We start from the raw sequence: 25,636 nt of genomic DNA on the forward strand, positions 1-25,636 counted from the left end.
AGAACCCTCCCCTGTCACCGGCGCAGAGCACCGTCAGGTCTCTCCCCGTCGAGACCGCCCAGCGCACAGCCGCCCCGACATTGGTCAGCGCGGCGACAGCCGCCGCGGCGGCCTGGGAGGCCTTCAGCATGGCGGCCGTGCCGTTGGTCGTGGTCAATAGGATATTGCGCCCGCCGACGGTCTCGGGAGTACAGTCGAGCGGAGAGTTGCCGAGGTCGAAGCCTTCGATCCGGTCTCCCCCACGCTCGCCGGCCAGCAGGACGGGCTCGGGACGGAGCGCCCGGGACCGCTCGCGCGCCTCGGCGGCGCCCGCCACGGGGATGACGCACGCGCAGCCCGCGTCGAAGGCCGCGACGACCATGCTCGTGGCGCGGAGCACGTCTACGACGAGGGCCGCTCGGCCGCCGAGCGCGAGATCGGGGAACTCCCCCGGTGTCAGCGCCACGTGGACGCGCATGGCCCGCGCGGCCTACCGGCTGCGGTCGCGGAGCGCGCGGATCTTGAGGCGGAGCGCGCTGAGGTTGATGAATCCCTCCGCGTCCTGCTGGCGATAGACGCGGTCGGCTTCGAAGGTGACGAAGTCGGTCCGATAGAGCGAGCGAGGTGACCGGCGGCCGGCGACCGTCACCGTGCCCTTGTAGAGCTTGAGCCTCACGGTGCCGGTGACGTCTGTCTGCACGTTGTCCATCAAGCCCTGGAGCGCCTCGCGCTCGGGAGCGAACCAGAAGCCGTAGTAGATCATCTCGGCGTAGCGCGGCATGAGAGAATCGCGCAGGTGCAGCAGCTCGCGGTCGAGGGTTATCGACTCGAGGGCGCGGTGGGCCGCGTGCAGGATGGTCCCGCCGGGCGTCTCGTAGACGCCGCGCGACTTCATCCCGACGTAACGGTTCTCGACCAGGTCCACCCGGCCGATCCCGTGCTCGCCTCCAAGGCGGTTGACGGTTTCCAGGAGCGCCACGGGCCCGAGCTTCTTGCCGTCCACGGCCACCGGGTTGCCCGCTTCGTAGTCGATCTCGACGTAGATGGGCACATCAGGGGCGGACTCCGGCGAGTTCGTCAGCAGGAACATCTTGGGCGGCGGCTCGGCCCACGGGTCTTCCAGGATGCCGCCCTCGAAGGAGATGTGGAAGAGATTGCGGTCCGTGGAGTACGGCCGCTCGGCCGTGACGGGCACGGGGATGTCGTGCTCCCTGGCGAACCCCATGAGAGCGGTCCGCGAGTTGAGGTCCCACTCTCTCCACGGCGCGATCACGGTCAGCTCCGGAGCGAGGGCGGCGTACGTCAGCTCGAAGCGCACCTGGTCGTTGCCCTTGCCGGTCGCGCCGTGACTGACGGCGTCCGCGCCCTCGGCGAGCGCGATCTCCACCTGCGCCTTGGCGATGAGCGGGCGCGCGATGGAGGTGCCCATGAGGTAGGAGCCCTCGTAGATCGCGTTGGCGCGCAGCATCGGGAAGACGAAGTCCCTGACGAATTCTTCGCGTAGGTCGCGGATGTGGACACTCGACGCGCCGGTGCGAAGGGCCTTGTCGCGGACCGAAAGGAGCTCCTCGCCCTGGCCCAGGTCGGCGCAGTAGGCGACCACGTCGCACTTGTAGGTCTCGATGAGCCAGCGCAGGATGACGGAGGTGTCGAGCCCCCCGGAATAGGCCAGCACGACCTTCTTGACCGACGCGCTCACGCGGCCCCCGACAGGTGCATCACGATGCCCTTCTGGACGTGCAGGCGATTCTCGGCCTGGTCGAGGACGATGCTGCGCGGCCCGTCCAGGACCGCGTCGGTGACTTCCTCCCCGCGGTGCGCCGGCAAGCAGTGCATGACGAGCGCCTTCGGTGAGGCGAATCCCAGGAGCGTCTCGTTGACCTGGTATCGCTGGAAGGCCTCGAGCCGCTTCTCGCGCTCGGCCTCCTGTCCCATGCTGATCCAGACGTCGGTGTAGAGCACGTCGGCGCCCTCCGCCGCTTCGCGGGCGTCCGTGGTCACCCGCACGAGGCCGCCCAGGGCGCGGCAGGCGTCGAGCACGGCGGGCGCGGGCTCGTAGCCGGGCGGGCAGGCGGCCCGCACCCTGACGCCCGTCAGGGCCGAGAGGAGCAGCACCGAGTTGAAGACATTGTTTCCGTCCCCGACCCAGGCCAGCTCGAGCCCCTTGAGCTCGATCCCACGCTCCCAGAGCGTGTAGAGGTCCGCCATGGCCTGGCACGGGTGCTCGAGGTCCGAGAGCGCGTTGATGACCGGCACGGAGGCCCAGCGCGCCAGCTCCTCGAGCGTCTTGTGCTCGAAAACCCTTGCAACGATACCGTCCACCCACCGCGAGAGGTTGCGCGCGATGTCGGGCACGGACTCGCGCTTGCCCGGGCCGATGTCCTGGGCCGAGAGGTACACGGCTGCCCCGCCGAGCTGGACCATGGCGACCTCGAAGGTGACGCGCGTCCGCAGCGACGGCTTCTCGAAGATGAGCGCCAGCGTGCGGCCGGCGAGCGGGGTGACCCGCTGGCCCGCCTTGAGCTTGGCCTTGAGCTCGGCCGTCAGCTTGAAGATGTCGAGCACGTGCTTCCGGTCGAGATCACGGATGGACAGCAGGTGGTTCACGGGGCGACGGCCTTGAGAGCGGTGTCGATGATGGCGCAGGCCTCCGCGACCTCCTTCTCGGCGACGATGAGGGCGGGCGCGAGGCGCAGGGTGTTGTCCCCGGCCGTGAGCACGAGCAACCCCCGCTCGCGGCAAGCGGCCACCACGTCGCCCACCGGCGGCACCAGGTCCAGGCCGACGAGGAGGCCGCGGCCGCGGACCTCCTTCACCGCCTTCGGATGCTTGGCCCGGACCGCCTCGAGCCCCTGCAGAAGCAGCTTGCCCACGCGCCCGGCGCGCTCGGCGAGCTTGTCTTCGATGAGCGTGCTGAAGACGGTGACGCCGACAGCCGTGGCGAGCGGGTTTCCGCCAAAGGTAGACCCATGCGTGCCGGGCGTGAAAACCCGTGCCACGTCCTCAGTGGCGAGCGTCGCGCCTATCGGCACGCCATTGGCCAGCGCCTTGGCCACGGTCATGATATCGGGCGCCACCCCCGAGTGCTCGTAAGCCCAGAGCTTGCCGGTGCGACCCATGCCGGTCTGGATCTCGTCGAGGATGAGCAGGATGCCTGCCTCGTCGCAGAGCTTGCGCAACCCGGGCAGGTAGCCCTCGTCGGGCACGATGACCCCGCCCTCGCCCTGGATCGGCTCGACCAGCACGGCCGCGGTCCGGCTGTCGATCGCACGCTCGAGGGCCATGAGATCGTTGAACGCGACGTACTTGAAGCCCCCCGGCAGGGGCTCGAAGCCGTGGTGATACTTCTCCTGCGCCGTGGCCGTGACGGTCGCCAGCGTCCTGCCGTGGAAGCCGCCCCGCATGCTGATGATGTCGCCGCGGTCGCTCGACCCGTGCTCCTTGGCCCATTTCCGGGCGAGCTTGATGGCCGTCTCGTTGGCCTCGGCGCCCGAGTTCGAGAAGAAGACGCGATCGGCGAAGGAGTGCTCGCAAAGGAGCTGCGCCAGCTGCGCCTGCTGGGGGATGTAGAAGTAGTTGGACACGTGGACGAGGGTCGCCGCCTGCTCGCGCAGCGTCCCCACGACCTTCGGGTGGCAGTGGCCGAGCGCCGTCACCGCGATGCCGCCGGTGAAGTCCAGGTATTCCTTGCCGTTCGAGTCCCAGACTCGCGACCCCTCGCCTCGCACCAGGGCTACCGGGTACCGCTTGGTGAAGGTCATGAGGTGCTTGTCGGACAGCTCGAACATCCGCTTCGTGTCCACCTTGTCTCTCCTCGTGCGTTGAAACGGTTTTAGGTAGTGCTAAGGGATGCCGTCGTAGCTGTTTTAGAGGACGATCTCGGTCCCGATGCCTTCCTTCGTGAGCACCTCGAGCAGGATGGCGTGGGGCACGCGCCCGTCGATGATGTGCGCCTTCTGCGCCCCGCCCGCCAGCGCCCGCAGCGCCGACTCGACCTTCGGCAGCATCCCGCCGTCGATCACGTTGCCCTTGATCAGGCGCTCCGCCTCCCGCTTGGTCAATGTCGAGATGTGCTTGCCGTCGCCGCTCTTGATGCCCTGCACGTCCGTGAGGTGAATCAGCTTCTCGGCGAAGAGCGCCGCCGCCACGTCCCCCGCCACGAGGTCGGCGTTGATGTTGTACGTCTCGCCCGTCGCGCCAACACCCACGGGAGCGATCACGGGGATGAAGCCGCCGTCCTCGAGCACCCGGATGGGCTCGGGGTTGACCGTCTCCACTTCGCCGACGAGCCCGATGTCGGCCATGCTCCCGTCGGCCTGCCGGTGCAGCCGCTTGCGCGCCCGGATCAGCGAGCCGTCCTTGCCGGACAGCCCCACGGCCCGGCCGCCGTGGAGGTTGATCAGGCCGACGATCTCCTTGTTGATCTTGCCGACCAGCACCATCTCCACGATCTCCATGGTCTCGGCGTCCGTCACCCGCATCCCGCCCACGAAGTGCGGCTCCTTGCCGAGCCGCTTCATGAGAGCGCCGATCTGGGGGCCGCCGCCATGGACGATGACGGGGCGCATGCCGACCAGCTTCAACAGGAGCACGTCCTTGGCGAACTGCTCCTTGAGGTCCGCCTGCTCCATGGCCGCCCCGCCGTACTTGATGACGAGGGTCTTGCCCTGGAAGGCGCGGATGTACGGCAGCGCCTCGAGCAGCACTTCCGCCCGCTGGACCATCGCCTGCGTGTCCGTGTCCACCCTGTCGCTCCGGCCTGCCTTGTTAAAGGATGAAGCGCGAGAGGTCCTCGTCCTCGAGGACGGCGGCCAGGTGGGCGCGCACGTAGTGCGCGTCGATCTTGACCTCCTGGCCGCGCATCTCCGGCGCCGCGAAGGAGACCTCCTCGAGCAGCTTCTCCATGACCGTGTAGAGCCTCCGCGCCCCGATGTTCTCGGCGCGCTGGTTGACCGTGGAGGCGATCTCGGCCACCTCCTCGACGGCATCCTGCGCGAACGCGAGCGTCACGCCCTCGGTCTTCAGCAACTCCACGTACTGGCGGATGAGGGCGTTCTGCGGTTCGCTCAGAATGCGGACAAAATCCTCCCGCGTCAAGGGCTCGAGCTCGACGCGGATGGGGAAGCGGCCCTGCAGCTCTGGGATCAGGTCCGACGGCTTGGACGCGTGAAAGGCTCCGGCGGCGATGAACAGGATGTGGTCCGTCCGGACCATGCCGTACTTCGTCGTCACCGTCGAGCCCTCGACGATGGGCAGGAGGTCACGCTGGACCCCCTCCCGGGAGACGTCGGGCCCGTGAGCCCCCTCCCGCCCGGCGATCTTGTCGAGCTCGTCGAGGAAGACGATCCCTGAATCCTCCACCCGGCGGATGGCCTGGCTGACCGCCTCGTCCACATCCACCAGCTTCTGGGCCTCCTCCTGGGCCAGGAGCCGCCTCGCCTCGCCCACCTTGAGCCGGCGGCGGCGGGTCTTGCCGGGCATGAGATTGGCCAGCATGTCCTTGATGTTCATGCCGACCTCTTCCATCCCCTGGCCCGAGAAGATCTCGAACATGGGTCCGGCCTGGGCCTGGACGTCCAACTCGATCATGCGCTCGTCCAGCTTGCCCGCCCTCAGCTGGGCCCGGAGCTTGTCGCGGGTCGCGTCCCTCGACGCGTCGGGCGAGACTTCCTCGAGCGTCTCGCTCGAGAACGCCTCCCCCGCGCGGCGGGGCAGCAGGAGGTCGAGCACCCGCTCCTCGGCCAGGCCCTCGGCCCGCTCGCGCACCGCGGCCGCCATCTCGGCCTTGACCATCGTGACCGAGAGCTCCGTCAGGTCCCTGATCATGGACTCGACGTCCCGCCCGACGTAGCCGACCTCGGTGTACTTCGACGCCTCGACCTTGATGAAGGGCGCCTGCGAGAGCTTCGCCAGCCTGCGCGCGATCTCGGTCTTCCCGACCCCGGTCGGCCCGATCATGATGATGTTCTTCGGCGCGACCTCGTCGCGGAGCTCGGCCGGCAGGTTCTGGCGCCGCCAGCGGTTGCGCAGCGCGATGGCGACCGCCTTCTTGGCCGCCTGCTGGCCCACGATGTAGCGGTCGAGCTCGGTGACGATCTCGGTCGGCGTCAGCGGGGTCGCCAAGCTCATGGGTCCAATGTCTCGACGGTGATGTGGTCGTTGGTATAGACGCAGATGCCCGCGGCGATCCGGAGCGCCTGCTCGGCGATCTGCTCGGCCGGGAGGCTGGAGTGGGCGCACAGCGCCCGCGCCGCCGCCAGCGCGTACGGCCCGCCCGAGCCGATGCCGATCAGCCCGTCGTCGGGCTCGATCACGTCGCCCGTGCCGGACACGATGAAGGAGACCTCCGCGTCCGCCACCGCCAGGAGCGCCTCAAGGCGGCGCAGCACGCGGTCCATCCGCCAGTCCTTCGCCAGCTCGACGGCAGCGCGGGACAGGTTGCCGCGGTGCTCTTCGAGCTTCGCCTCGAACTTGGCAAAGAGCGTGAAGGCGTCGGCCGCCGCGCCCGCGAAGCCGGCCAGGACGCGCCCGTGGTAGACCTTGCGCACCTTGCGCGCTCCTGCCTTGACGATCGTCTGGCCGATCGAAACCTGCCCGTCGCCGGCCAGCGCCACGCGCCCCTTGTGGCGGACACAGGCGACAGTCGTTGAATGAAAGGAATCGCTGACCATCGTCACGGCATCACGCGCGCGGGTGGGCGGAGTCGTACACCTTCATGAGATGCTCGAGGCTCACGTGGGTGTAGCGCTGCGTGGTGGTGAGGCGGCTGTGGCCGAGGAGCTCCTGGATGAGGCGCAGGTCGGCGCCCTCGCCGAGCATGTGCGTGGCGAAGGTGTGGCGCAGCGTATGAGGTGTCACGCGCCTGTCGATGCCCGCGGCCCGCGCCCGCCGCTTGACGATCCGGTGCACGCTCCGCGTCCCGAGCCGCCCGCCGCGCGAATTGGTGAAGAGCGCGCCCGTCTCCTCGCCGCGCACCGAGAGCCATGCGTCGAGCGCCTCGAGCGCCGCGTCCCCGGCGGGCACCACGCGCTCCTTGCCGCCCTTGCCCATGACCCGCACCGCGCCACGGCGCCGGTCGACGTCGTCGAGGTCGAGGCCGCAGCATTCGGCGACGCGGACCCCCGTGGCGTAAAGGAGCTCGAGCAGCGCGTGGTCCCGCAGCCCCGCCTCCGACCGCTCCGTCTCGGCGTCCAGGAGCCCCTTCGACTCGTCCTTGGGCAGGAAGGAGGGCAGCCGCTTGGGCAGCCTGGGGCTCCTGACCTGGCGGGCGGGGTTGAATTCGACCACGCCGAGCCGGGCAAGGTACCTGAAGCAGCTCCTCATCGTGGCGAGCTTGCGCGCGATGGAGCTCTTGGCGAGCTTCCTGTCGTGCAGCCACGCGAGCCACGCCCGGATGGCCCTCGCATCCGCGTTCGCGAGGTCGCCGAGTCCCTCGCGGGAGAGAAAGGCGCGGAACTCGGCTAGATCAGTCGCGTAGCCCCTGAGCGTGTGCCTGGAGGCGCCGCGCTGGAGATCAAGGTAGCGGAGAAACTCGGCCGCCGAATCCTTCATGGCCGCAGGCTCACGCCACCGAAGGGGCGACCTCTTCCTTGTAGCCGCACTCGCCGCGGATACAGGCGCGGGTTCGCTTGCCGCCCTTGGCGATCCGCTCTGTCAGGAAAGCCGCGCCGCACCTCGGGCACGGCTCCGCGATGGGGCGCGCCCAGGCGACGAACTTGCAGTCGGGGTACTTGCTGCAGGCGTAGAAGGTCTTGCCCCGCTTGCTCCGGCGCTCGACGAGCTGGCCGCCGCAGCCGGCCTCGGAGCACGCGATCCCGAGGGTCACGGGCTTGGTCGTCTTGCAGTCGGGGTAGCCCGAGCAGGCGATGAACTTCCCGAAGCGGCCGTGCTTGATGACCATGGGCTTGCCGCACGTCGGGCAGGCCTCGTCGGTCATCTCGTCGGCGGGCTTCTCGCGGCCGCTGAGGTCCTTGGTGTACTTGCAGTCCGGGTAGCCGGAGCAGGCCAGGAACTTGCCGAACCGTCCCCACTTCTCGAGGACGGGCTTGCCGCAGTCGGGGCACTTCTCTCCCGTGTCCTCCCCGACCTTGTTGTCCGGCATGCCCGACTTCGCCTTGCGGATGTCCTTGTCGAACTGCTTGTTGAACTTCCCGACCAGCTCCACCCAGTCGGCGTCGCCCTCCTCGACCTTGTCGAGCGACTCCTCGAGCTGGGCGGTGAAGTCGATGTCCATGATCTCTGGGAAGAACGGCACCAGCCGATCCGTCACGAGCATCCCCAGCTCGGTCGGGAACAGCGTGCCCTTCTCCCGCCGCACGTATTCGCGGTCCTGGATGGTCGAGAGGATCTGGGCGTACGTGGACGGCCGACCGATCCCCCGCTCCTCGAGCGTCTTGACCAGCGAGGCTTCGGTGTAGCGCGGCAGCGGCTGGGTAAAGTGCTGCTTGGGGTCGAGCGCCAGGAGCTTGAGGATCTCGCCCTGGGTGAGCGGCGGTACCACGGCCTCCTGCTCTTCCTCGGGCACCGCCTCCGACTCTTCGCGTGATTCGACGTAGACCGCCATGAAGCCCGCGAACCTGAGCGTCGAGCCCTGGGCCCGGAAGAGGCACGTGCCGGCCTCGATGTCCGCCGCCACGGTGTCGTAGACGGCCGGTAGCATCTGGCTCGCCAGGAAGCGCTCCCAGATCAGGCGATAGAGTGCCAGCTGGTCCTTGGAGAGAAAGCGCGCTACCGCCTTGGGCTCCCGCGCGACCGAGCTCGGCCGCACGGCCTCGTGGGCGTCCTGGGCGCTCTTCTTGGCCTTGTAGAACGGCGGGACATCGGGGAGATACTCCCGGCCGAGCCGTCCCGTGATCCAGCTCCGCGCCTCGTCCTGGGCCTCGCCCGCGACCCGCACGGCGTCGGTACGCATGTAGCTGATGAGGCCGAGCGCGCCCTCGCTGCCCAGCTCGATGCCCTCGTAGAGCTGCTGCGCCAGCATCATGGTCTTCTTGGCCGTGAAGTGGAGCTTGCGGCTCGCCTCCTGCTGGAGCGTGGAGGTGATGAAAGGCGCAGAGGGATTGCGCCGGCGCTCGCCGCGCGTGACGCTCTTGACCTGCCAGGACGCGCCATGCAGCGACGTCATCACCGCCATGGTGGCGGCCTCGGTCGCCAGCACGGCCTTCTCGCCCTTGACCTCGCGCAGAGTGGCGATGAACTCCGGCGGGTTCTTGCCCTTGAGCCGCGCGTGCAGCGACCAGTACTCGGTCGGGACGAAGGCCAGGACCTCGCGCTCGCGCTCGGTGATGAGCCGCACCGCGACGGACTGGACGCGCCCGGCCGAGAGTCCCCGTCGGATCTTCTGCCAGAGCAGTGGGGACAGCTTGTAGCCCACCAGCCGGTCGAGGATGCGCCGGGCCTGCTGCGCGTCCACCTTGTTCGTGTCGATCTTGCCGGGGTGCTGGAAGGCCGCCTTGACCGCCCGCTCCGTGATCTCGTTGAACATGATCCGGTACGTCTTGGCCTTGGGCACGCCCAGCTCCTGGGCAAGGTGCCAGCCGATCGCCTCGCCCTCGCGGTCCGGGTCCGTCGCGATATAGAGAGCGCCGACCTTCTCGGCCGCCTTCTTGAGCTCGTCGAGCACCTTCTTCTTCGCCGGCAGCACGCGGTAGTCCGGCTTGAAGCCCTTCTTCTCGTCCACCCCAAGCTTGCTCTTGGGCAGGTCGCGGACGTGCCCCATCGAGGCCCTGACGATGAAGCTCGAATCCAGGTACTTCTGGATCGTCTTGACCTTGGTGGGCGATTCCACCACCACCAGCGACTTTACCGATCCGGGCGGCTTTGCCGACCCGGGCGATTTTGCCGACGCGGGCGGCTTCGTCGGCGCCGGCGACTTCGCCTCCGTCGGAGACTTCTTCTGGGCGGCCTTGGCCTTCATTCGAATCTCACCTGGCGAGCCTCACCTGTACGAAGCGCTTGCCGTCGAGCTGCCGGATGCGCCCTTCGACCTCGAGCGTGACGAGCAGGGCCGAAGCCCGGCCCACCGCCATACCGCTGCTCTCGATGATGCTGTCGATCCCCACCGGCTCTTCGCCGATGATCCGGAGGAGAAGACCCGCTTCCGTGTTGTCCTCGGGTAGAGACTCCCCGCGCGCCTCGCGGCTTAGCGGTAGCGCGCGGACCCGATCGCGCCACCGCAGGGGCAGCTGGCCTACGACGTCCTCCCAGCCCTGGATCAGCGCGGCACCGTCCTGGATCAGCCGGTGCGCGCCCACGCTCTGCGGGCTCGTGAGCGGCCCGGGCACGGCCATAACCTCGCGGCCAAGCTCGCCCGCCAGCCCCGCCGTGATCAACGAGCCGCTCCTCGAAGCGGCCTCGACGACCACCACGCCCAGCGACAGGCCCGCGATCACACGGTTGCGTGCCGGGAAATATCCCGCCAGGGGCCGCGTCCCGGGCTCGAACTGCGACACGAGCGCGCCAGACGCCTCGATCTCTCCCGCGAGCGGGCGATTCTCGGGCGGGTAGATCACGTCCACTCCCGAGCCCAGCACCGCGATCGTCCGGCCACCGGCCCGGAGTGCCCCGCGGTGGGCCGCGCTGTCAATGCCGCGAGCGAGTCCGCTCACCACGGTGACGCCGCGGGCTGCGAGATCGGCCCCGAGCCGTTCCGCCACGGCCAAGCCGTAGGGCGTCGCCGCGCGCGCGCCGACGATGGCGATCGCGAGGGCGTCGTCCTCCGCGAGCGCGCCGCGCACGTACAGCCGCTCGGGCGGCGCCTGGATCTCGCGGAGGTTGGCAGGGTACGCCGTGTCGCCGAGCGCGATCTGCCTCGGCGCGCGGCCTGTCTCCGTCCGGATACGTTCGCGCGTGGTGTTCATGGCTTCGTCCGTCGGCTCGACGGAATGAAAATCAGTATAGCAGACCGCCATGCCCGCCCCCGCAAACCCCCTACCGCCCGCCGGCGGCCCGCGAAGCCAGGAGCGTGCGGGCCTGCCGGGCCGCGTCACTCTTCGGAAACTGCTTGATCACCTGCTCCCAGGAGGCCTTCGCGCGCGCGGCGTCCCCAAGCGCGCGCTGGCAGAGGCCGATCTTCAACAGGGCCTCGGAAACCTGGGCGGCCTGCGTATAGCCGTCCACCGTCTTCTGGAACTCCGCCATCGCCTGCCGGTAGTCGCGCTGGCGGTAGTACGCCTCGCCGATGTGGTTCTGCGCCGCCGCCGCCTGCGGGTGCGCTGGGTACTGGACCACGAACTCAGTGAACTCGAGCGCCGCCTGCCCGTCGTCTCCGGCGTGGAGCTTGGCGAGCGCGGCGGCGAAATTCCTGTCCGCCTCCGCATTGCGCGAGGGAGGCGCGGCCAGCGCGGTTGCCGCCGGCGCGGCGGGCCTCGGCGCCGGAGCGGGAATCGGGACGGGCGTCACGGACGGTGCCGGCGGCGGCACGACAGCGGGGGCTGGGCGCGACTCCGGCGGCACGGGCGTCGCGCGCAGAGAGCGCATCGCGCCCTCGGCTTCGCTCAGCGACGCTTGGAGCTTTGCGAGCTGGTCGTTGAGATTCTTGATCTCGGCCACGAGGAATGCCTGCTGCGCGTCCATTGCCTTGACGTCGCCCGCGAGGCGCGCGATCTCCTGCGCCTGCGCGTCCTGCGCGTTCTTCATGTCGGCCAGCGTGACCCTGGCCGGCGGCGCGTCCTGGGGTGTTTGAGCGCCGCGACCAGTCGTGCAGCCGGCAAGTGCGGCCGCGGCCACGCCGCAGAGCAGCGCGCGGACGGAGAGTGAGAGCATCACGGGCACCGTAGCACCCGCCTCCACGCCAAGTCAATGTCGCGGCGCGCGCGCCCGGCAACTTTGACTCGGCGGGGCCTTTTCGCTAGCATGCGCACATGTCCGACACCGCTTGGCCCTTCTACGTCTCGGCAGTGCTCGCAGGCGCAGCGTTCGGCTACGTCATCCAGCGCGGCGGCTTCTGCCTCATGCGGGCGCTGGCCAACCTGTTCCTCATGGGCGACGCGGCCATCGCGCGCGCGTACGTGCTGGCCCTCCTCGTCGCCATGGCCTCCGTGCAGGCGCTCTCCGCCGCCGGGCTCGTCGAGTTCCCCATCAGGCCGTTCCACTGGATGTCGAACTGCATCGGCGGGCTCGTCTTCGGCGTGGGCATGGTGCTGGCCGGCGGCTGCTCGGGCAGCACGTGGTACCGCGTGGGCGAGGGCGCGGTCGGCGCGTGGGTCATCCTGCTGGGCTTCGCGATGGGCGCCACGACGGTGAGGCTGGGCTTCCTTTCCCCTCTACGCTCCGCTCTCCAGGTCCCCACGATCACGATCGGCGACGCGCCGCCCACTCTCGCGACGGCGCTCGGCGTCTCCCCGTGGCTCGTGATCGCCGCGCTGTGGCTCGTGGGCGGCATCTGGCTCGCGCGGGCGCGCGGGCAGCCGCAGCACGGCAAGTGGCCCTGGCACGTCACCGGCGCGGCGGTCGGCGTCCTCATCGCCGCCGGCTGGTGGGCGTCGACCGTTGGCGAGCGGCCCGTCGGGCTGACCTTTGCTGTCAACACCGGCGAGCTCCTGACCTACCCGCTGGTCGGGTTCCCCAACCGCGTCAACTGGAGCATGGTCATGCTGGTGGCCGTACCGGTCGGCGCTTTCGCCGCCGCGTGGCCGTCGGGCGATTTCCGCTGGAAGCTGCCGCCCGGGTGGTCCCTCGTGAAGATCTTCTCCGGCGGGCTGCTCATGGGGGGCTCGGCGATTCTCGCCGAGGGATGCAACATCACGCAGGGGTTGACGAACGGATCCACGCTCGCGCTCGGAAGCCTCGTCACCCTCGCCTCCATGCTCGTCGGAGGCTGGCTGACCCTTCGCGCTCTCTACGGCACGACGCGCTGATCGGTCCTAGCGGACCTCGCGAAGCAGAATGACCGGGACGGTTCCGCCCGCCTCGACCGTCGTATCGCCCGGCACGACAGCCAGACCGTCGGCGGCGACCATGGAGCGCAAGATCCCCGAGCTCTGATCGCCCGTCAGCCGCGCGCGATAGCCGCTGTCCTCGCCCACGGACAGCGTCACGCGAAGGTAGCCGCGGCGCCTTCCCGGGTTGGCGATCGGCGCTTCCGCGCGCGCCCCAACGACGGGCCGCTGGAGCCTTGTGTGACCGCCGAGCCTCAGGAGGGCGGGGCGCACGAAGAGCTCGAAGGTGACCATGGCCGAGACCGGGTTGCCCGGCAGCGCGAAGACGGGCAGCGCGCGCTTGCCCGCGGATGGAATGGTCGCGAAGGCGATGGGCTTGCCGGGCCGCATGTCCACGAGCCAGAGGTGCTGCTCCGCGCCGAGACGCTCGAGCGCGGCCTTCACGAAGTCGTGCTCGCCGACCGAGACGCCCGCCGAGGAAATCACCAGATCGCAGTCGAGGCCCCAGCGGAGTCGCGTCTCGATGTCTCCCAGCCGGTCAGCGGCCACTCCCAATGAGATGGGCTCACCGCCCGCCTCGTCGATCTGCGCCATCAGCGAATACGTATTCGAGTTCAAGATCTGCCCCGGTCCCGGGTGCCCGCCCAGGTCCACGATTTCGTCGCCCGTGGACAGGACGCCGACCCGCGGCCGCCGGAGCACGCGCACCTGGGAGCGGCCGAGCGCCGCCAGCAGACCTATCTCGGCGGGGCCCAGCAGCCGCCCGCGCTCGAGGACACCATCGCCCGCCCGCATATCCTCGCCCTGGGGGCGGATGAAGTCGCCCGTCTTGACCGGGCGCGACACGACGATCGCTCCACCGTCCTTGCTCACGTCTTCCTGGGGAATGACGCTGTCCGCGCCTTCGGGCACTGGCCCACCCGTGAAGATCCGGAAGGCTTCACCCGCCCCAACCGCGCGGTCGGTGACGTGCCCCGCAGCGACCCGTCCCGAGACTGACAGCCGAATGGGCGCCCCGGTCGAGGCCTCGCGCGTATCAGCGCTCCGGAGCGCATAGCCGTCCATCGAGGAGTTGGGCCAGGGTGGAACGTCGAGGCTCGAGACGACGCTCTCGGCGAGCACGCGACGCAGCGCGCGCGTCAGCGGCACCTGCTCGTCGCCGAGCACGCCCACGCGGGCCAGGATACGCTCGAGGGCTTCCTCTACAGGGATCACGCGGGGACCGGGATCACGCGGGTATTGTACCGCGGGTCTCGCTCGGGTCACGGCGGGCGGGCCGGCGGGGGGGCGGGCACCCGGAGACCGGCTACTTGGGCTGGCGGAGGACCGGCTGGTACTTCGCGATGAACCGCCGCCGGCTCAGTGAGAAGAGCGCGAAAAACCCGGCGGTGATCAGGACCGCGGTGGGCCCCAGCGGGAAGGCGATGTTCTTGTCGAGCGAGGGGAAGATGATCAGGATGCGCTCGACGAAGATGGCGATCCAGCCCATGAAGAGGATGACCGTGAACACCTTGTGGCGCGTCGGCGGGCGCCCCGTCAGCCGCTTCAGCAGGTACGCGAACGGAACGAGCCAGCCCACGACGAAGATGGCCCAGGCGATGTGCCCCCACGGCGGGTTGAAGAACCGGTTGAGGAAGAACCGGGTCTCCACGGGCACGTTGCCGTACCAGATCACGAGGTACTGGGAGAAGAAGAAGTACATCCACATGACGCACATGGCGAAGGTCAGCTTGGCCATGTCCTGGATGACCGACGGAGTGACCTGAATCACCCCTCGGGCGTTGGCCCGGATCGTCAGGAACGTGACCAGCCCGAATCCCGAGTAGAGCGAGGTGACCACGTAGTAGCCGCCGAAGAGGCCGCTGTACCAGGCCGGGTCGAGCGACATCATCAGGTCGAAGCCCCAGAGCGACAGGATCACCACGAAGAGAATGAGGAGCACGGTCGCGAGCCTGTTGCGGCGCGCGTGGGCCTCGGGGGAGTCCGCTCCCGGCGCGTCCTGGGCGAACACCGCCTTGGCGAACATCAGCGCCACCCAGTAGAGCGCGAGGCTTCCCAACGCGATCCGCAGCGACATGAACGGCACGTTGAGCCAGGCGGCCTTCTTCTCGAGCGGATGGCTGACCCACGAATACAGCGCCGACCGTCCGAAGAAGAGGATCACGAACCCGACGAAGGACACCGGCAGGAAGCCCGCCGTCGTGAGTGCCAGGCGCTTGACGGACGGCGACCACCTCGCCTCCGTCATCTGCATCATCCCGGCCAGCGCCGGGCCCGTGATGGCGAAGCTCGACCAGAAGAGCAGGTTGACGAGGTAGATGCCCCACGTCGCCCGGGGGTCGGAGCCGAGGACGCCCCAGAGGAAGGCGGCAGCGCCGGCCGCGGCCAGCGCCCAGAGGAGCCCCCCGTGCTGCGGTGAAGGCTCGGCGGCAGCCACCGTCGCGCTCATTTCTGGGCCAGCGTCCTGAGGTAGTTGATCACGTGCCACCGCTCCTCGGCGGACAGCGACTCGCCATAGGACGGCATGACGGCGCCGCCGACCGAGAGGTAGCTCTGCCAGTAGCCGTCGGTACGCGCCTTCTGGAGGGCGGGATTGGTGAGATCCGCGGGAGTCACGAACTTGGCCGCCACGAGACCGTTGCCCTTGCCCGAGGCGCCGTGGCAGGGCGTGCAGTACACGACGTAGAGATCGCCGCCCTTCTTGATGGACTCGGGGGTGGCCGGCACCGGGTTCTTCCTTAGCGACGCGGCCTCGCGCTGCTCCTTCGCGTAGTAGAGCTGGCTGCCGCTCCGAGGGAGACTGCCGGGGGCCATCGCGAAGTTCATCTCGCCGGGCATCACGCGCTGGGTCTCTGCCATGTCGTGGTTCCACCGGTACACGATGGCCAGGCCCTGGACGCCCGCGACCGCGCCCACGGCCAGGAGCACGAGGACGAAGACGTACTTCATCATCGCCTCACCTCCTCCGCCCCCGCGGCGGTCAGGAGGGAGCGGACCTGGTCGGCGGCCTCGGCGGAGCAGGCGACGGCCACCCCGAAGCGGTCCACGGTGAAGCGCGGGTCGTAGGTCGCCGACGGCTTGAGCTTGGGCAGCCTGCCCAGCAGGAGGAGGGCTGCCAGGGTCGAGAGACCGCCGAAGAGGATGGTCAGCTCGAAGGCAATGATGACGAACGGCGGGAAGGACACCGGCGCCTTGCCGCCTGTGATCAGCTCCCACTGGAGCGAGGTCCAGATCGTCAGGAAGAAGCCTGTCGCCGTCCCCGTCAGGCCGCCGATCAGCGTGAAGAACCGCACCTTGCTGAGCGGCCGGACCTTCTCGATCTCCTCCTCGATCTCCTCGACCGGCACCGGCGTGTACACGGTCAGCTCCGAGAAGCCCTTGTCGCGGAGCGTCCGGATGGCGTCCAGCGTCGTGTCCACGTGGGCGAAGACGCCCAGCACGTTGGCCGTGGCCATGCTAGTGCTGCCCCCCGTGGGCGTGCTTGAGCGGGTGCGCAAGCGTCTCCTTGACCTCGACGATGGACAGCGACGGCATCACCCGGATGAAACCGAGGAAGAGGATAAGGAAAAAGGCGAAGGAGCCCACGACGATGGTCGTGTCCGTCACGGTCGGGACGTACGTGCCCCACGTGTACGGGTAAAAGTCGAACGCCAGACCCAGGACGATGATGTTGAAGCGCTCGAACCACATGCCGATCAGCACCAGGATCGAGACCACGTACAGCGTTATCACGTGGGTGCGCGGCTTCTTCCAGAAGAAGACGAGCGGCGCCAAGCTGTTGCAGAAGTACTGGAGCCAGAAAGCCCAGGCATACTGCTTGGTCGCCCTGTCGAAGAGCGAGGCCCGCTCGTAGTGCTCGGCGCTATACCAGGTCGTGAAGGCCTCGCAGAGGTAGAAGTACGTCAGCACGAGGCTCGTGAGCAGGATGAGCTTGGCCATGGCGTCGAGGTGCTTGTCGACGATGTAGTCGTACCAGTTGAAGAGGTACCGCATCGGCAGCATCAAGATCAGCACCATGGCGAAGCCGGAGAAGATAGCTCCGTCGACGAAGAAGGGAGCGAACAGCGTCGAGTGCCACCCGGGCACGAGCGCCATCGCGAAGTCGAACGACACGACGCTGTGCACCGAGAGGACGAGCGGGGTCGCCAGCGCCGCGAAGAGCCCGTAGGCGCGCCGGTAGTGGCGCCACTGCGAGTCCGACCCCTCCCAGCCGAGCGCCATAACGGTATAGACCTTCTTCTTGAACCCGGTGGCGCTGTCGCGGAGGGCCGCGATGTCGGGCACCAGGCCCACGAGGAAGAAGACCACGCTGATGGTCAGGTAGGTCGAGATCGCGAAGACGTCCCAGACCAGCGGCGACTTGAAGTTCGGCCAGAGGTAGCGCTGGTTCGGGTACGGCATCAGCCAGTACGCGAACCACATCCGTCCCGCGTGGATCAGCGGGAAGAGGCCCGCCGTCATGACGGCGAAGACCGTCATGGCCTCGGCGCCGCGGAAGATCGAGGTCCGCCACTTCGCGCGGAAGAGGTACAGGATCGCGGAGATCAGCGTGCCCGCGTGCCCGATGCCGATCCAGAACACGAAGGTCGTGATGTACATCGCCCACATCACGGGCGTCCGCTTGCCTGCCGCGCCCATGCCCGTCCAGATCTGGAAGGCCCACGCGAGCACGCCGCAGCCGAGCGTCGCCGCGACGAGGCACATCCAGGCGAAGTAGCCGTTGCCCGGCATGCCTACCGTCCGGATGACGTCGCGGTTGACGTCCGCCCAGGTCGGCTGCCCCGGCTGGGTCGCCACGCTCATGCCTTGTGCTCCTTGCCTTCGCCGTGGGCCTTGGACTCGCCCCGCATGACCTTGGCGAGGTACGTCACGCCAGGCCGGGTGCCGAGTCCGTGCAGCACGTGGTAGCTCCGTGGGCTCGCCGAAAGCTTGGAGACCCGGGTACCGCCGTCCTTCAGGTTGCCGAAGGTGATGGCCTGGGTCGGGCAGGTCTGCTGGCAGGCCGTCTGGATGTCGCCGTCCTTGACCGCCCTGCCGGCCTCGCGCGCCTCGTCCTTGCCCTTCTCGATGCGCTGCAGGCACATGGTGCACTTCTCCATGACGCCCAGCTGGCGCACGGTCACGTCGGGATTCAGCTGGAGGTCGAGCGGCGCGGTCCAGGTGTAGTTGAACCAGTTGAAGCGACGGACGTGGTAGGGGCAGTTGTTGCCGCAGTAGCGCGTGCCGACGCAGCGGTTATAGACCTGCGCGTTGAGCCCTTCCTTCGTGTGGTACGCGGCGTAGACCGGGCAGACCGGCTCGCACGGCGCGATTTCACAATGCTGGCAGAACATCGGCAGGAAGACATTGGCCTTGCCGGCCCCATTGTGCTCCCAGCGCTCGAGGCGTATCCACTGCTGGGCGCGCCCGTAGGCGACCTGCGCTTTCCCGACGACGGGCACATTGTTCTCAGCCGAACAGGCGACGACGCAGGCCTGGCAGCCCGTGCAGGAGTCCACATCCACCGCCATGCCCCAGCGGTACTCCGGGTACTTCACCTTCGGGTACATGCTCGGGTGGCTCGCGCCCTCCGGGGCCTTGCCGCGCAGCTCCATCTCGCGCGCCGCAGCCAGCCCCACCACCTCGACGATCTCGCGGTTGTCGTCGTCGAAGGTGGCCTGCGGGATCGCGAGTGGCCTCCGCGCCCCGGTCTTGGCGAGGGAGACCTTCACGGCCAGATGCGGCAGTCCGCCCGACGCGGCTTCCGGCACCGGGCCGAGCAGGCGCATCGGATTCGCGCCCGTGTTGAGGACTACGTCGTTGGCGGCGTTGCTGCGAAGCCTGCCGCCTCGAGCGAAGGCGCCCGGGTAGTCGTGCCCCTGCCCCATCGCCACGGCCACCGCCGCCGGGTGCAGCGTGGTCGAGGGCCAGGCGGGCAGCTCGATGGTGCCGTGGGGCGAGGTCAGCCTGACGATGTCGCCGCGTTCGAGCGCGAGCTTGGCCGCGGTCTCGGCCGGCACCTCGACCCATCCGTCCCAGGCGATCTGCGTCATGGTGTCGGGCGCTTCCTGGAGCCACGGCTGGTCGGCGCCGCGGCCGTCGTAGAAGCGCGACGAGGGATAGACGATGAGCGCGTGGGAACCGGTGCCCTCGAGCTTCGCGGGCTCTGCGCTCACGCGGCTCGTGTCGATCTTCGCCGACGTAGGAGCCTGAGCCTGAGCGCGCCAAGCGCCGCCCCGTCTCAATGACTCCTCCCAGAAATCGGCGAAGGGCTTGCCCGCGCCGTACTCCCGCGCCAGCCCCTGCCACTGCTCCTTGACGTAGGCCTCGAAGCTCGCCCACTTGAGCGGGCCCTTGCCTTCTTCCGTCCCGAGCGCCTGGCGGCCGACCGACAGCAGGATGTCACCCGCCGCCTTCCCCTCGACCGGCTTGCCGTCGATCACCACGGGTCCCATCGTCGGCTGCATGAGCCCGATGACGCCGTCCCGCGCCGCGTAGTCGCCCCAGGACTCGAGCGGGTGCAGCGACGGGAGAACGAGCCCGGCCTTGGCCGTGCTGTCGCTGGGCCGACTGGCCAGGCTCACCACCAGCGGGACTTTGGCAAGAGATTCGACGAAGCCCGACTTGGGCGGCATGCCGTAGACTGGGTTGACGTCGGCCAGGATCAGCACCTCGATCTCGCCCGCGGCCATGGCCTTCCCGAGCTTGAGCATGTCGGCGTAGGGGCTCGCCTTGCCGAGCGGCGAGTCGGCGCCGAAACGCACGGTCTTCCCGACCGCGCCGACGGCGACATTTAGGAGGTTGACCGCCACGAGAGTCTCCGTGGCCTGAGGCCCTGCCGCGGCCATGCCACCGCCCACCGCCAGAGCGCCCTTGGCCCCCGCGAAAGCGTGGGCGACGCGCTTGATCGCTTCGGCGGAGACGCCCGAGAGCTCGGCGGCCTTCGCGAGATCCACGCCCTTGACCGCGGCGCGCAGCGCGCCCGCGTCAGCCTCCTTGGCCTGGAGCCCCTCGTCGACGATCGCCTTGAGGATCGCCAAGGCCAGGAGCCCTTCGGTGCCAGGGGCATTGCGCAGCCATTCGTCCGCGTTGGCGGCCGTCATGGACTGGCGGGGTTCGACGGCGACGAACGTGCCGGCGCGCCCGCGGCCGAGCGCGTGCATCTTGGCAAATGAACCGGCGTAAGAGACCGGGTTGAGCCAGGTCTCGAGGAAGTCGGCGCCGAAGGACAGCAAATAGCCCGCGTCCTCGATGGCGTAGTGCGGGATGGCGTCGCGGCCGAAGGTCGCGCGGTTGGCCGCGCGGAGGGCTTCGTAGCCGAGCGGCTCGTACGCGATGCGCGCTCTCGCGCCGAGCGCGCGCGTCCATTCGTCCATGAGCCGCCCGAGGCTTCCCGTCTCGAGGGCGCTTACTAGGGCGATCCGGCTCCCCTGCCGTCCCTTGACGAGCTCCGCCAGCTTGCCTGCGAGCTGTTTCTCGGCCTCATCCCAGCTTACCTGCTTGCCGGCCTGGAGCGGGCCGCGGTAGCGGTCCGGGTGGTACAGCCCCTGGAGCGCGGCCTGGCCACGGATGCAGAGGGCGCCCGCGTTGACCGGGTGGTCGGGATTGCCCTCCAGCTTGATGACCCGCCCGTCGCGGTTCTTGACGACGAGGCCGCAGCCCGCCGGGCACTCGCGGCACACCGTGGAAAAATACGAGGCCACGCCCGGCACGATCCCGTCAGGCGGGACCACGTATGGGATCAGCTTCTGCGAGACGCGCCCCAGCAGCTCGTCGGCGTCCTGGCCGCAGCCGCCCGCGGCCACGGCCGCCCCGGAGGTCGCGACGATCTTGAAGAATGACCGGCGATCGATCCCGCTCATTCACCTCTCCCTGCTGCGGCAATTCCGGAGGCGGCCGAACTGCTGCGGTGATAAAACGGGGGCGCTTGGATTCCGGAGGTTGAAGCTGGGACGGAAACGGCGAGCTCACGGACCATCTACGCTCGTACGCTCCTCGCGCGGCATCGCGCAGGCAAGACATGCGCTTCCAAGACGTGCGATCCAAGCTGGCCGGTAAACGGAACGACGAGGCTCCAGGCTCGCGGCCTTGTGAACCCTATCACGCGGGAAAATCGAGGTCAATAGCGATGTCCGGCCAAGGTGCCCTGCGGGCCCCAGCCGGCCCCAACGTTCCGATGTCGACCGGCTCAGCGAGCCTTCGCGAAGGCCCGGCGGGCAGCCCCGGCGGCTTCCTCGAGGTCGGAGACGCCGTGGGCGAGCGACACGAACGCCGCCTCGAACTGCGAGGCGGCAAGGAAGACGCCGCCGTCGAGCATCGCGTGGAAGAAGCGCCCGTAGCGCGCCGTGTCCGAGCGCTTCGCGGAGGCGAAGTCGGTCACCGCCGCGGCGGTGAAGAAGGCGGTCAGCATCGAGCCGACCCGGTTGACCACGAGCGGCACGCCGGCGGCCTTCGCCCCGTCGACGAGGCCCGCCTCGAGCCGCGCCCCCGATTCCTCGAGGCGCGCGTAGACCCCGGGGCTCGCGAGCGCCCGCAGCGTGGCGAGCCCCGCCGCCACGGCGAGCGGGTTGCCGGAGAGCGTCCCCGCCTGGTAGACGCCACCGAGCGGCGCCACGCGCTCCATGATAGCCCGCGGGCCGCCGTAGGCGCCGACCGGAAGGCCGCCCCCGATGATCTTGCCGAGGCAGGTGAGATCCGGCCGGACTCCATACAGCGCCTGGGCGCCGCCGTAGGCGACGCGGAAGCCCGTGATCACCTCGTCGAAGATCAGCAGCGCCCCGTACGTGTCGCAGAGGGCTCTCAACCCCTGGAGGAAGCCGGACGCCGGCGGCACGACGCCCATGTTGCCGGCGACGGGCTCGACGATGATGGCGGCCACGTCCCGCCCCCGCGCCGCCATGACGCGCTCGACGGCGGGAAGGTCGTTGAACGGCGCGGTCAGTGTCAGCGAAGCGAGGACCGCGGGAACGCCCAGACTGTTGGGCACGCCGAAGGTGGCGCCGCCCGAGCCTGCCTTGACCAGCAGACTGTCGGCGTGGCCGTGGTAGCACCCCTCGAACTTGGCGATGACGTCACGCCCCGTGGCGCCTCGTGCCAGACGGATGGCGCTCATCGCGGCCTCGGTGCCGGAGGAGACGAGGCGCGTCATCTCCATGGAGGGCACGACGCGCGAGATCAGCTCCGCCATGTCCACCTCGGCCGCCGTGGGGGCGCCGTAACTCGTCCCGCGGGCGAGCGCCTCGCCCACGGCCTCGACCAGCATGGGCGCCGCGTGGCCCAGGATCAGCGGACCCCACGAGCCCAGGAAATCGATATAGGTGCGGCCGTCCACATCCGTCATGCGGCAGCCTTCGGCGCGCGCGACGAAGAAGGGCCTGCCGCCAACGCCGCGGAAGGCGCGCACGGGACTGTTGACGCCGCCGGGGATCACCCGCTGGGCTCTCTCAAAGAGCGCGTCGGAGCTTTGCGGAATCGCGCCTCCGGGATCAGTCATCCGGCTTCTTCCACTCGGCGGCCCCGAAGTCGTGGATCGCCGGGTCCCAGCGGAACACCCCCACCTCCGCCGCGCGGCGCTCCACCACGGAGAGCACCACGTAGGCCGCGTCGGGATAGGCAGGCTCGCCGTTGATCAAGGCGTTGGCCCTGTCGGTGGGGGAAAAGTATGCACCGGCGTCGATGTGCGAGTGGTAGATCGTCAGGACCCGGAAGCCCTGCGCCTCGTGGCGGCCCATGGCGATCAGGTCTCGCGGGTCGATGTAGTAGGCGGTCCGCGCGTCGCGAGGGTGACGCGTGGGGTCCTTGGCGTGCAGCTCGTTCTGGATGTTGCGGCACGCCAGGAGGAGGCGCTCGGGCGAAGCACCTGGCCGCTCCATCACGACCCCGCAGCACTCGGACGGGTACGCAGCAAGCGCCTGGGCCTGGATCCTCGCGTATTCCTCCGGCGTCAGGATCATCGTGCGCGAGTCAGTCAGCCCCCGGCGAGAGCTGGCCCGCCCCCTGCAAGGGCAGGCCCGCCCCCTGCAAGGGCAGGAATGATCGACACCTCGTCGCCATCCTTCAGCGGCGTCTGAAGCCCCTGGAGCGACTCGATGCCCTCGTTGTTCACGTAGATGTTGACGTGGTGGTGGATCTCGCCGGCCTCGTTGCGGACGAGGCCCTTGAGACCGCTGAAGCTCCCCTCGAGCTCGTCGAGCAGCCCGCGGATATCGCGCGCATCGACGGACACGCGGTCCTTGTTGTTCGTGGCGCGGCGAAACGGCGTCGGGATATACACGTCAATGCTCATGGCTCTCCTCCTCGCGGTCCTAGAACGACACGCTGAGATAGCGCTCGCCAGTATCGCACAGCACTGTCACGACGACCCGGTCCGACGGCAGCGCTTCGGCGACGCGGCAGGCCGCCCAGACGTTGGCGCCGGCCGAGATGCCGACCAGCAGCCCCTCTTCCCTTGCCAGGCGCCGGGCCGTCGCGGTGGCGTCCTCGTCACGGACCAGGATGATCTCGTCGAGGACGGCGCGGTTGAGCACGCCCGGCACGAAGGATGCCCCGATGCCCTGGATGCCGTGGGGCCGCGCCCTGCCTCCCGAGAGCACCGGCGAGCGCGCTGGCTCGACGCCGATCACGCGGATGCCCGGCACGCGCTCCTTGAGCACCTCGCCCACGCCCGTGACGGTGCCGCCGGTGCCCACGCCGGCGACAAAGGCGTGCAGGCGCTCCTCGGTCGCGTCCAGGATCTCGAGCGCCGTCGTCCGCCGATGCGCCTCGGGGTTGGCGGGGTTCTCGAACTGCTGTGGCATGAAGTAGTCGGGGTGCTCGCGCCGGAGCTCCTGCGCGGCGAACACGGCGCCGCTCATGCCCTCGACGGCCGGGGTCAGGTGAATCTCGGCGCCGTAGCGCGCGAGGAGACGCTGGCGCTCCACGCTCATGTCATCGGGCATGGTCAGGATGAGCCGGTAGCCGCGGACCGCGCAGACCATGGCGAGCCCGATGCCCGTATTGCCGCTCGTCGGCTCGACCACGACGGCGCCGGGCTTGAGCAGCCCCCGGCGCTCGGCGTCCTCGATCATGGCGACGGCGATCCTGTCCTTGACGCTGCCTCCCGGGTTGAGCGACTCCATCTTCGCGAGGACCGCGGCGCCGCCGGCAGCGGGCAGCCTGTTGAGCTTCACGAGCGGCGTGCCTCCCACGACATCGAGCACCGACGCGGCGATGCGCGGTCGAGCGGCCGCTGAAGGTCTACGTAGGGTCATGGCGTGCAATCCTATCGGGAACGCAGGTTCCCAGGCAAAAAAAAAGGTCAGATGTGGTACATGGGCTTCGTCGACGCCCGCCGCTCCAACGCCTGCCGCCTGAGATCCTCGAGCGTCGTGCCGTCCACCACCGAATCCATGGCCTCCGACACCGCCCGCCAGAGCTGAATGAGATCGCCGCCCCCATCACCGACCGATCCGCGCGCGGCGCGCCCGGCGGAGCCGACCCCCTGCTGGCCCTCGACGGCGCGGAGCAGCGCGCCGGCCGTGATCTGGGCGGGCGGCTTCGCGAGACGGTAGCCGCCGGCCGAGCCGCGCCGCGAGTGGAGAAACCCCGCCCGCTTGAGCCCGAGCAGCACCTGCTCGAGGTAGCGCTGGGGAATGCCCTGGCGCCTGGCGATGTCCTGGATCGGCTGGAGCCTCTCGCCGTCGTCGCACAGCGCCAGGTCGAGCATCGCCTTGATGGCGTACTCGCCCTTCGCGGAGATCCTCACCTCCGCCCCCGCTCCAGGATCCGCGCCGCCTCCTTGGCGAAGTAGGTGATGACGATGTCGGCGCCGGCCCGCCTGATGCCCGTCAGCGCCTCCATCATGGCGGCCTCTTCGTCGAGCCAGCCGAGCTGGCCCGCCGCGCGGAGCATGGCGTACTCGCCGGACACTGAGTAGGCCGCCACGGGAAGCCCGAACTCGTTCTTGACCCTGGCAATGACGTCGAGGTACGGCAGCGCAGGCTTGACCATCACGATGTCGGCGCCCTCGTCAATGTCGAGCGCAACCTCGCGCATCGCCTCGGCCGAGTTCGCGGGGTCCATCTGGTAGGAGCGCCGGTCGCCGAACTGCGGCGTCGAGTCCGCCGCCTCCCGGAACGGCCCGTAGAACGCCGAGGCGTACTTAGCCGAGTAGGCCATGATCGGCGTCTCCTGGTAGCCCGACTCGTCGAGGGCCTCGCGGATGGCCGCCACGCGCCCGTCCATCATGTCGGACGGCGCCACCATGTCGGCGCCCGACTCGACGTGAGACACCGCCGTACGCGCGAGGAGATCGAGCGTCGGGTCGTTCTTGACCCTGCCGTCCTCGACGACGCCGCAGTGGCCGTGGCTCGTGTACTCGCAGAGGCAGACGTCGGTCACGACCAGGAGATCGGGGATGGTCTCCTTCACCGCACGCACGGCCTGCTGGACGATGCCGTCCTCCGCATAGGCCTCGCTGCCGCGCGGGTCCTTCTCCGCCGGCAGGCCGAAGAGCAGCACCGCGGGGATGCCCATGGACGCGGCGTCCTTGCACTCCTTGAGCAGCTCGTCTATGGACAGGCGGAACTGCCCCGGCATGGGACCGATGGGCTCGCGCACGCCACGACCGTGAACGGCAAAGAGCGGATAAACGAGGTCGTCCGTGCGGAGCACGGTCTCGCGGACCATCTTGCGCAGGAGCGGAGACTCGCGGAGCCGGCGCGGCCGGTACAATGGATACGGCATGTCTCAGGCCTCCTTATCCATCCTCAACATGCCTTTCGGCATGTTGACCGTGGACCAGGTCAATCGCTTCAGTATGC

Annotated in this window: 24 protein-coding genes; 1 reads left to right on the plus strand and 23 read right to left on the minus strand. The window is 69.1% G+C overall.

Translation table 11 applies throughout. The annotated features are described in order from the left end of the window. The 11 genes from VGV06_00860 to ybgF form a co-directional block, all read right to left on the minus strand. Window positions 1-457: 2-phosphosulfolactate phosphatase (locus tag VGV06_00860; protein HEV2053702.1), on the minus strand; the 457-nt coding region annotated here is incomplete at its 3' end. A 12-nt stretch (window positions 458-469) separates the two neighbouring features. Then, window positions 470-1,678: an argininosuccinate synthase gene (locus tag VGV06_00865; GenBank protein HEV2053703.1), complete on the minus strand. Its 1,209-nt coding sequence runs from the start codon at window positions 1,676-1,678 to the stop codon at window positions 470-472. Then, complete coding sequence (gene argF, locus VGV06_00870) at window positions 1,675-2,586, minus strand: ornithine carbamoyltransferase (GenBank protein HEV2053704.1); 912 nt, start codon at window positions 2,584-2,586, stop codon at window positions 1,675-1,677. Before argF ends, VGV06_00865 begins: the two co-directional genes overlap by 4 nt. Further along, complete coding sequence (locus VGV06_00875; GenBank protein HEV2053705.1) at window positions 2,583-3,782, minus strand: aspartate aminotransferase family protein; 1,200 nt, start codon at window positions 3,780-3,782, stop codon at window positions 2,583-2,585. Before VGV06_00875 ends, argF begins: the two co-directional genes overlap by 4 nt. A 63-nt stretch (window positions 3,783-3,845) precedes the next feature. Continuing rightward, complete coding sequence (gene argB, locus VGV06_00880; GenBank protein HEV2053706.1) at window positions 3,846-4,703, minus strand: acetylglutamate kinase; 858 nt, start codon at window positions 4,701-4,703, stop codon at window positions 3,846-3,848. A 43-nt stretch (window positions 4,704-4,746) separates the two neighbouring features. After that, window positions 4,747-6,108 carry an ATP-dependent protease ATPase subunit HslU gene (hslU, locus tag VGV06_00885; protein HEV2053707.1) on the minus strand — a complete coding sequence of 454 codons (1,362 nt, stop codon included), beginning with the start codon at window positions 6,106-6,108 and terminating at the stop codon, window positions 4,747-4,749. Further along, window positions 6,105-6,650: an ATP-dependent protease subunit HslV gene (hslV, locus tag VGV06_00890; protein HEV2053708.1), complete on the minus strand. Its 546-nt coding sequence runs from the start codon at window positions 6,648-6,650 to the stop codon at window positions 6,105-6,107. Before hslV ends, hslU begins: the two co-directional genes overlap by 4 nt. Window positions 6,651-6,660: 10 nt before the next feature. Further along, window positions 6,661-7,530: a tyrosine recombinase XerC gene (xerC, locus tag VGV06_00895; protein HEV2053709.1), complete on the minus strand. Its 870-nt coding sequence runs from the start codon at window positions 7,528-7,530 to the stop codon at window positions 6,661-6,663. Between the two features lie 10 nt (window positions 7,531-7,540). Then, entirely contained in the window at window positions 7,541-9,895 is a 2,355-nt protein-coding gene (topA, locus tag VGV06_00900; protein HEV2053710.1) for a type I DNA topoisomerase, read from the minus strand. A gap of 7 nt (window positions 9,896-9,902) precedes the next feature. Further along, window positions 9,903-10,889 carry a DNA-processing protein DprA gene (gene dprA / locus VGV06_00905; GenBank protein ID HEV2053711.1) on the minus strand — a complete coding sequence of 329 codons (987 nt, stop codon included), beginning with the start codon at window positions 10,887-10,889 and terminating at the stop codon, window positions 9,903-9,905. Window positions 10,890-10,908: 19 nt separating this feature from the next. Next, window positions 10,909-11,742, minus strand: a complete 834-nt coding sequence (ybgF, locus tag VGV06_00910; GenBank protein HEV2053712.1) for a tol-pal system protein YbgF — start codon at window positions 11,740-11,742, stop codon at window positions 10,909-10,911. A gap of 98 nt (window positions 11,743-11,840) precedes the next feature. Here ybgF and VGV06_00915 point away from each other — a divergent pair, with 98 nt between their 5' ends. Beyond that, a complete protein-coding gene (locus VGV06_00915) occupies window positions 11,841-12,836 on the plus strand; it encodes a YeeE/YedE family protein (protein ID HEV2053713.1) in 996 nt (331 codons plus the stop codon). Window positions 12,837-12,842: 6 nt separating this feature from the next. Here VGV06_00915 and glp read toward each other — a convergent pair whose 3' ends face one another. The 12 genes from glp to hemB all read right to left on the minus strand — a co-directional run bounded on the left by glp (window position 12,843) and on the right by hemB (window position 25,559). Continuing rightward, complete coding sequence (glp, locus tag VGV06_00920) at window positions 12,843-14,072, minus strand: gephyrin-like molybdotransferase Glp (GenBank protein ID HEV2053714.1); 1,230 nt, start codon at window positions 14,070-14,072, stop codon at window positions 12,843-12,845. 91 nt (window positions 14,073-14,163) lie between these two features. Then, entirely contained in the window at window positions 14,164-15,306 is a 1,143-nt protein-coding gene (locus VGV06_00925; GenBank protein HEV2053715.1) for a hypothetical protein, read from the minus strand. Beyond that, a complete protein-coding gene (locus tag VGV06_00930) occupies window positions 15,303-15,809 on the minus strand; it encodes a cytochrome c (GenBank protein ID HEV2053716.1) in 507 nt (168 codons plus the stop codon). Before VGV06_00930 ends, VGV06_00925 begins: the two co-directional genes overlap by 4 nt. Beyond that, entirely contained in the window at window positions 15,806-16,312 is a 507-nt protein-coding gene (locus tag VGV06_00935; GenBank protein ID HEV2053717.1) for a DUF3341 domain-containing protein, read from the minus strand. Before VGV06_00935 ends, VGV06_00930 begins: the two co-directional genes overlap by 4 nt. Before the next feature lies 1 nt (window position 16,313). Then, window positions 16,314-17,660 (minus strand): NrfD/PsrC family molybdoenzyme membrane anchor subunit, encoded by a 1,347-nt coding sequence (nrfD, locus tag VGV06_00940; protein ID HEV2053718.1) that lies wholly within the window; start codon window positions 17,658-17,660, stop codon window positions 16,314-16,316. Then, window positions 17,657-20,698, minus strand: coding sequence for a molybdopterin-dependent oxidoreductase (locus tag VGV06_00945; protein ID HEV2053719.1), 3,042 nt, complete (start codon window positions 20,696-20,698; stop codon window positions 17,657-17,659). The genes nrfD and VGV06_00945 overlap by 4 nt, the downstream gene beginning before the upstream one ends. Window positions 20,699-21,024: 326 nt before the next feature. Next, window positions 21,025-22,329, minus strand: coding sequence for a glutamate-1-semialdehyde 2,1-aminomutase (gene hemL / locus VGV06_00950; GenBank protein HEV2053720.1), 1,305 nt, complete (start codon window positions 22,327-22,329; stop codon window positions 21,025-21,027). Then, window positions 22,322-22,789 (minus strand): Mov34/MPN/PAD-1 family protein, encoded by a 468-nt coding sequence (locus tag VGV06_00955; GenBank protein ID HEV2053721.1) that lies wholly within the window; start codon window positions 22,787-22,789, stop codon window positions 22,322-22,324. The genes hemL and VGV06_00955 overlap by 8 nt, the downstream gene beginning before the upstream one ends. A 14-nt stretch (window positions 22,790-22,803) precedes the next feature. Beyond that, window positions 22,804-23,121 carry a MoaD/ThiS family protein gene (locus VGV06_00960; protein HEV2053722.1) on the minus strand — a complete coding sequence of 106 codons (318 nt, stop codon included), beginning with the start codon at window positions 23,119-23,121 and terminating at the stop codon, window positions 22,804-22,806. 19 nt (window positions 23,122-23,140) lie between these two features. Then, window positions 23,141-24,085: a cysteine synthase A gene (gene cysK, locus VGV06_00965; GenBank protein HEV2053723.1), complete on the minus strand. Its 945-nt coding sequence runs from the start codon at window positions 24,083-24,085 to the stop codon at window positions 23,141-23,143. A gap of 47 nt (window positions 24,086-24,132) precedes the next feature. Beyond that, window positions 24,133-24,579: an Rrf2 family transcriptional regulator gene (locus VGV06_00970; protein HEV2053724.1), complete on the minus strand. Its 447-nt coding sequence runs from the start codon at window positions 24,577-24,579 to the stop codon at window positions 24,133-24,135. Beyond that, entirely contained in the window at window positions 24,576-25,559 is a 984-nt protein-coding gene (gene hemB / locus VGV06_00975; protein HEV2053725.1) for a porphobilinogen synthase, read from the minus strand. Before hemB ends, VGV06_00970 begins: the two co-directional genes overlap by 4 nt. Between the last annotated feature and the right edge of the window lie 77 nt (window positions 25,560-25,636).

It is taken from the genome of Candidatus Methylomirabilota bacterium, from assembly GCA_035936835.1.
GTDB lineage: Bacteria > Methylomirabilota > Methylomirabilia > Rokubacteriales > CSP1-6 > AR37.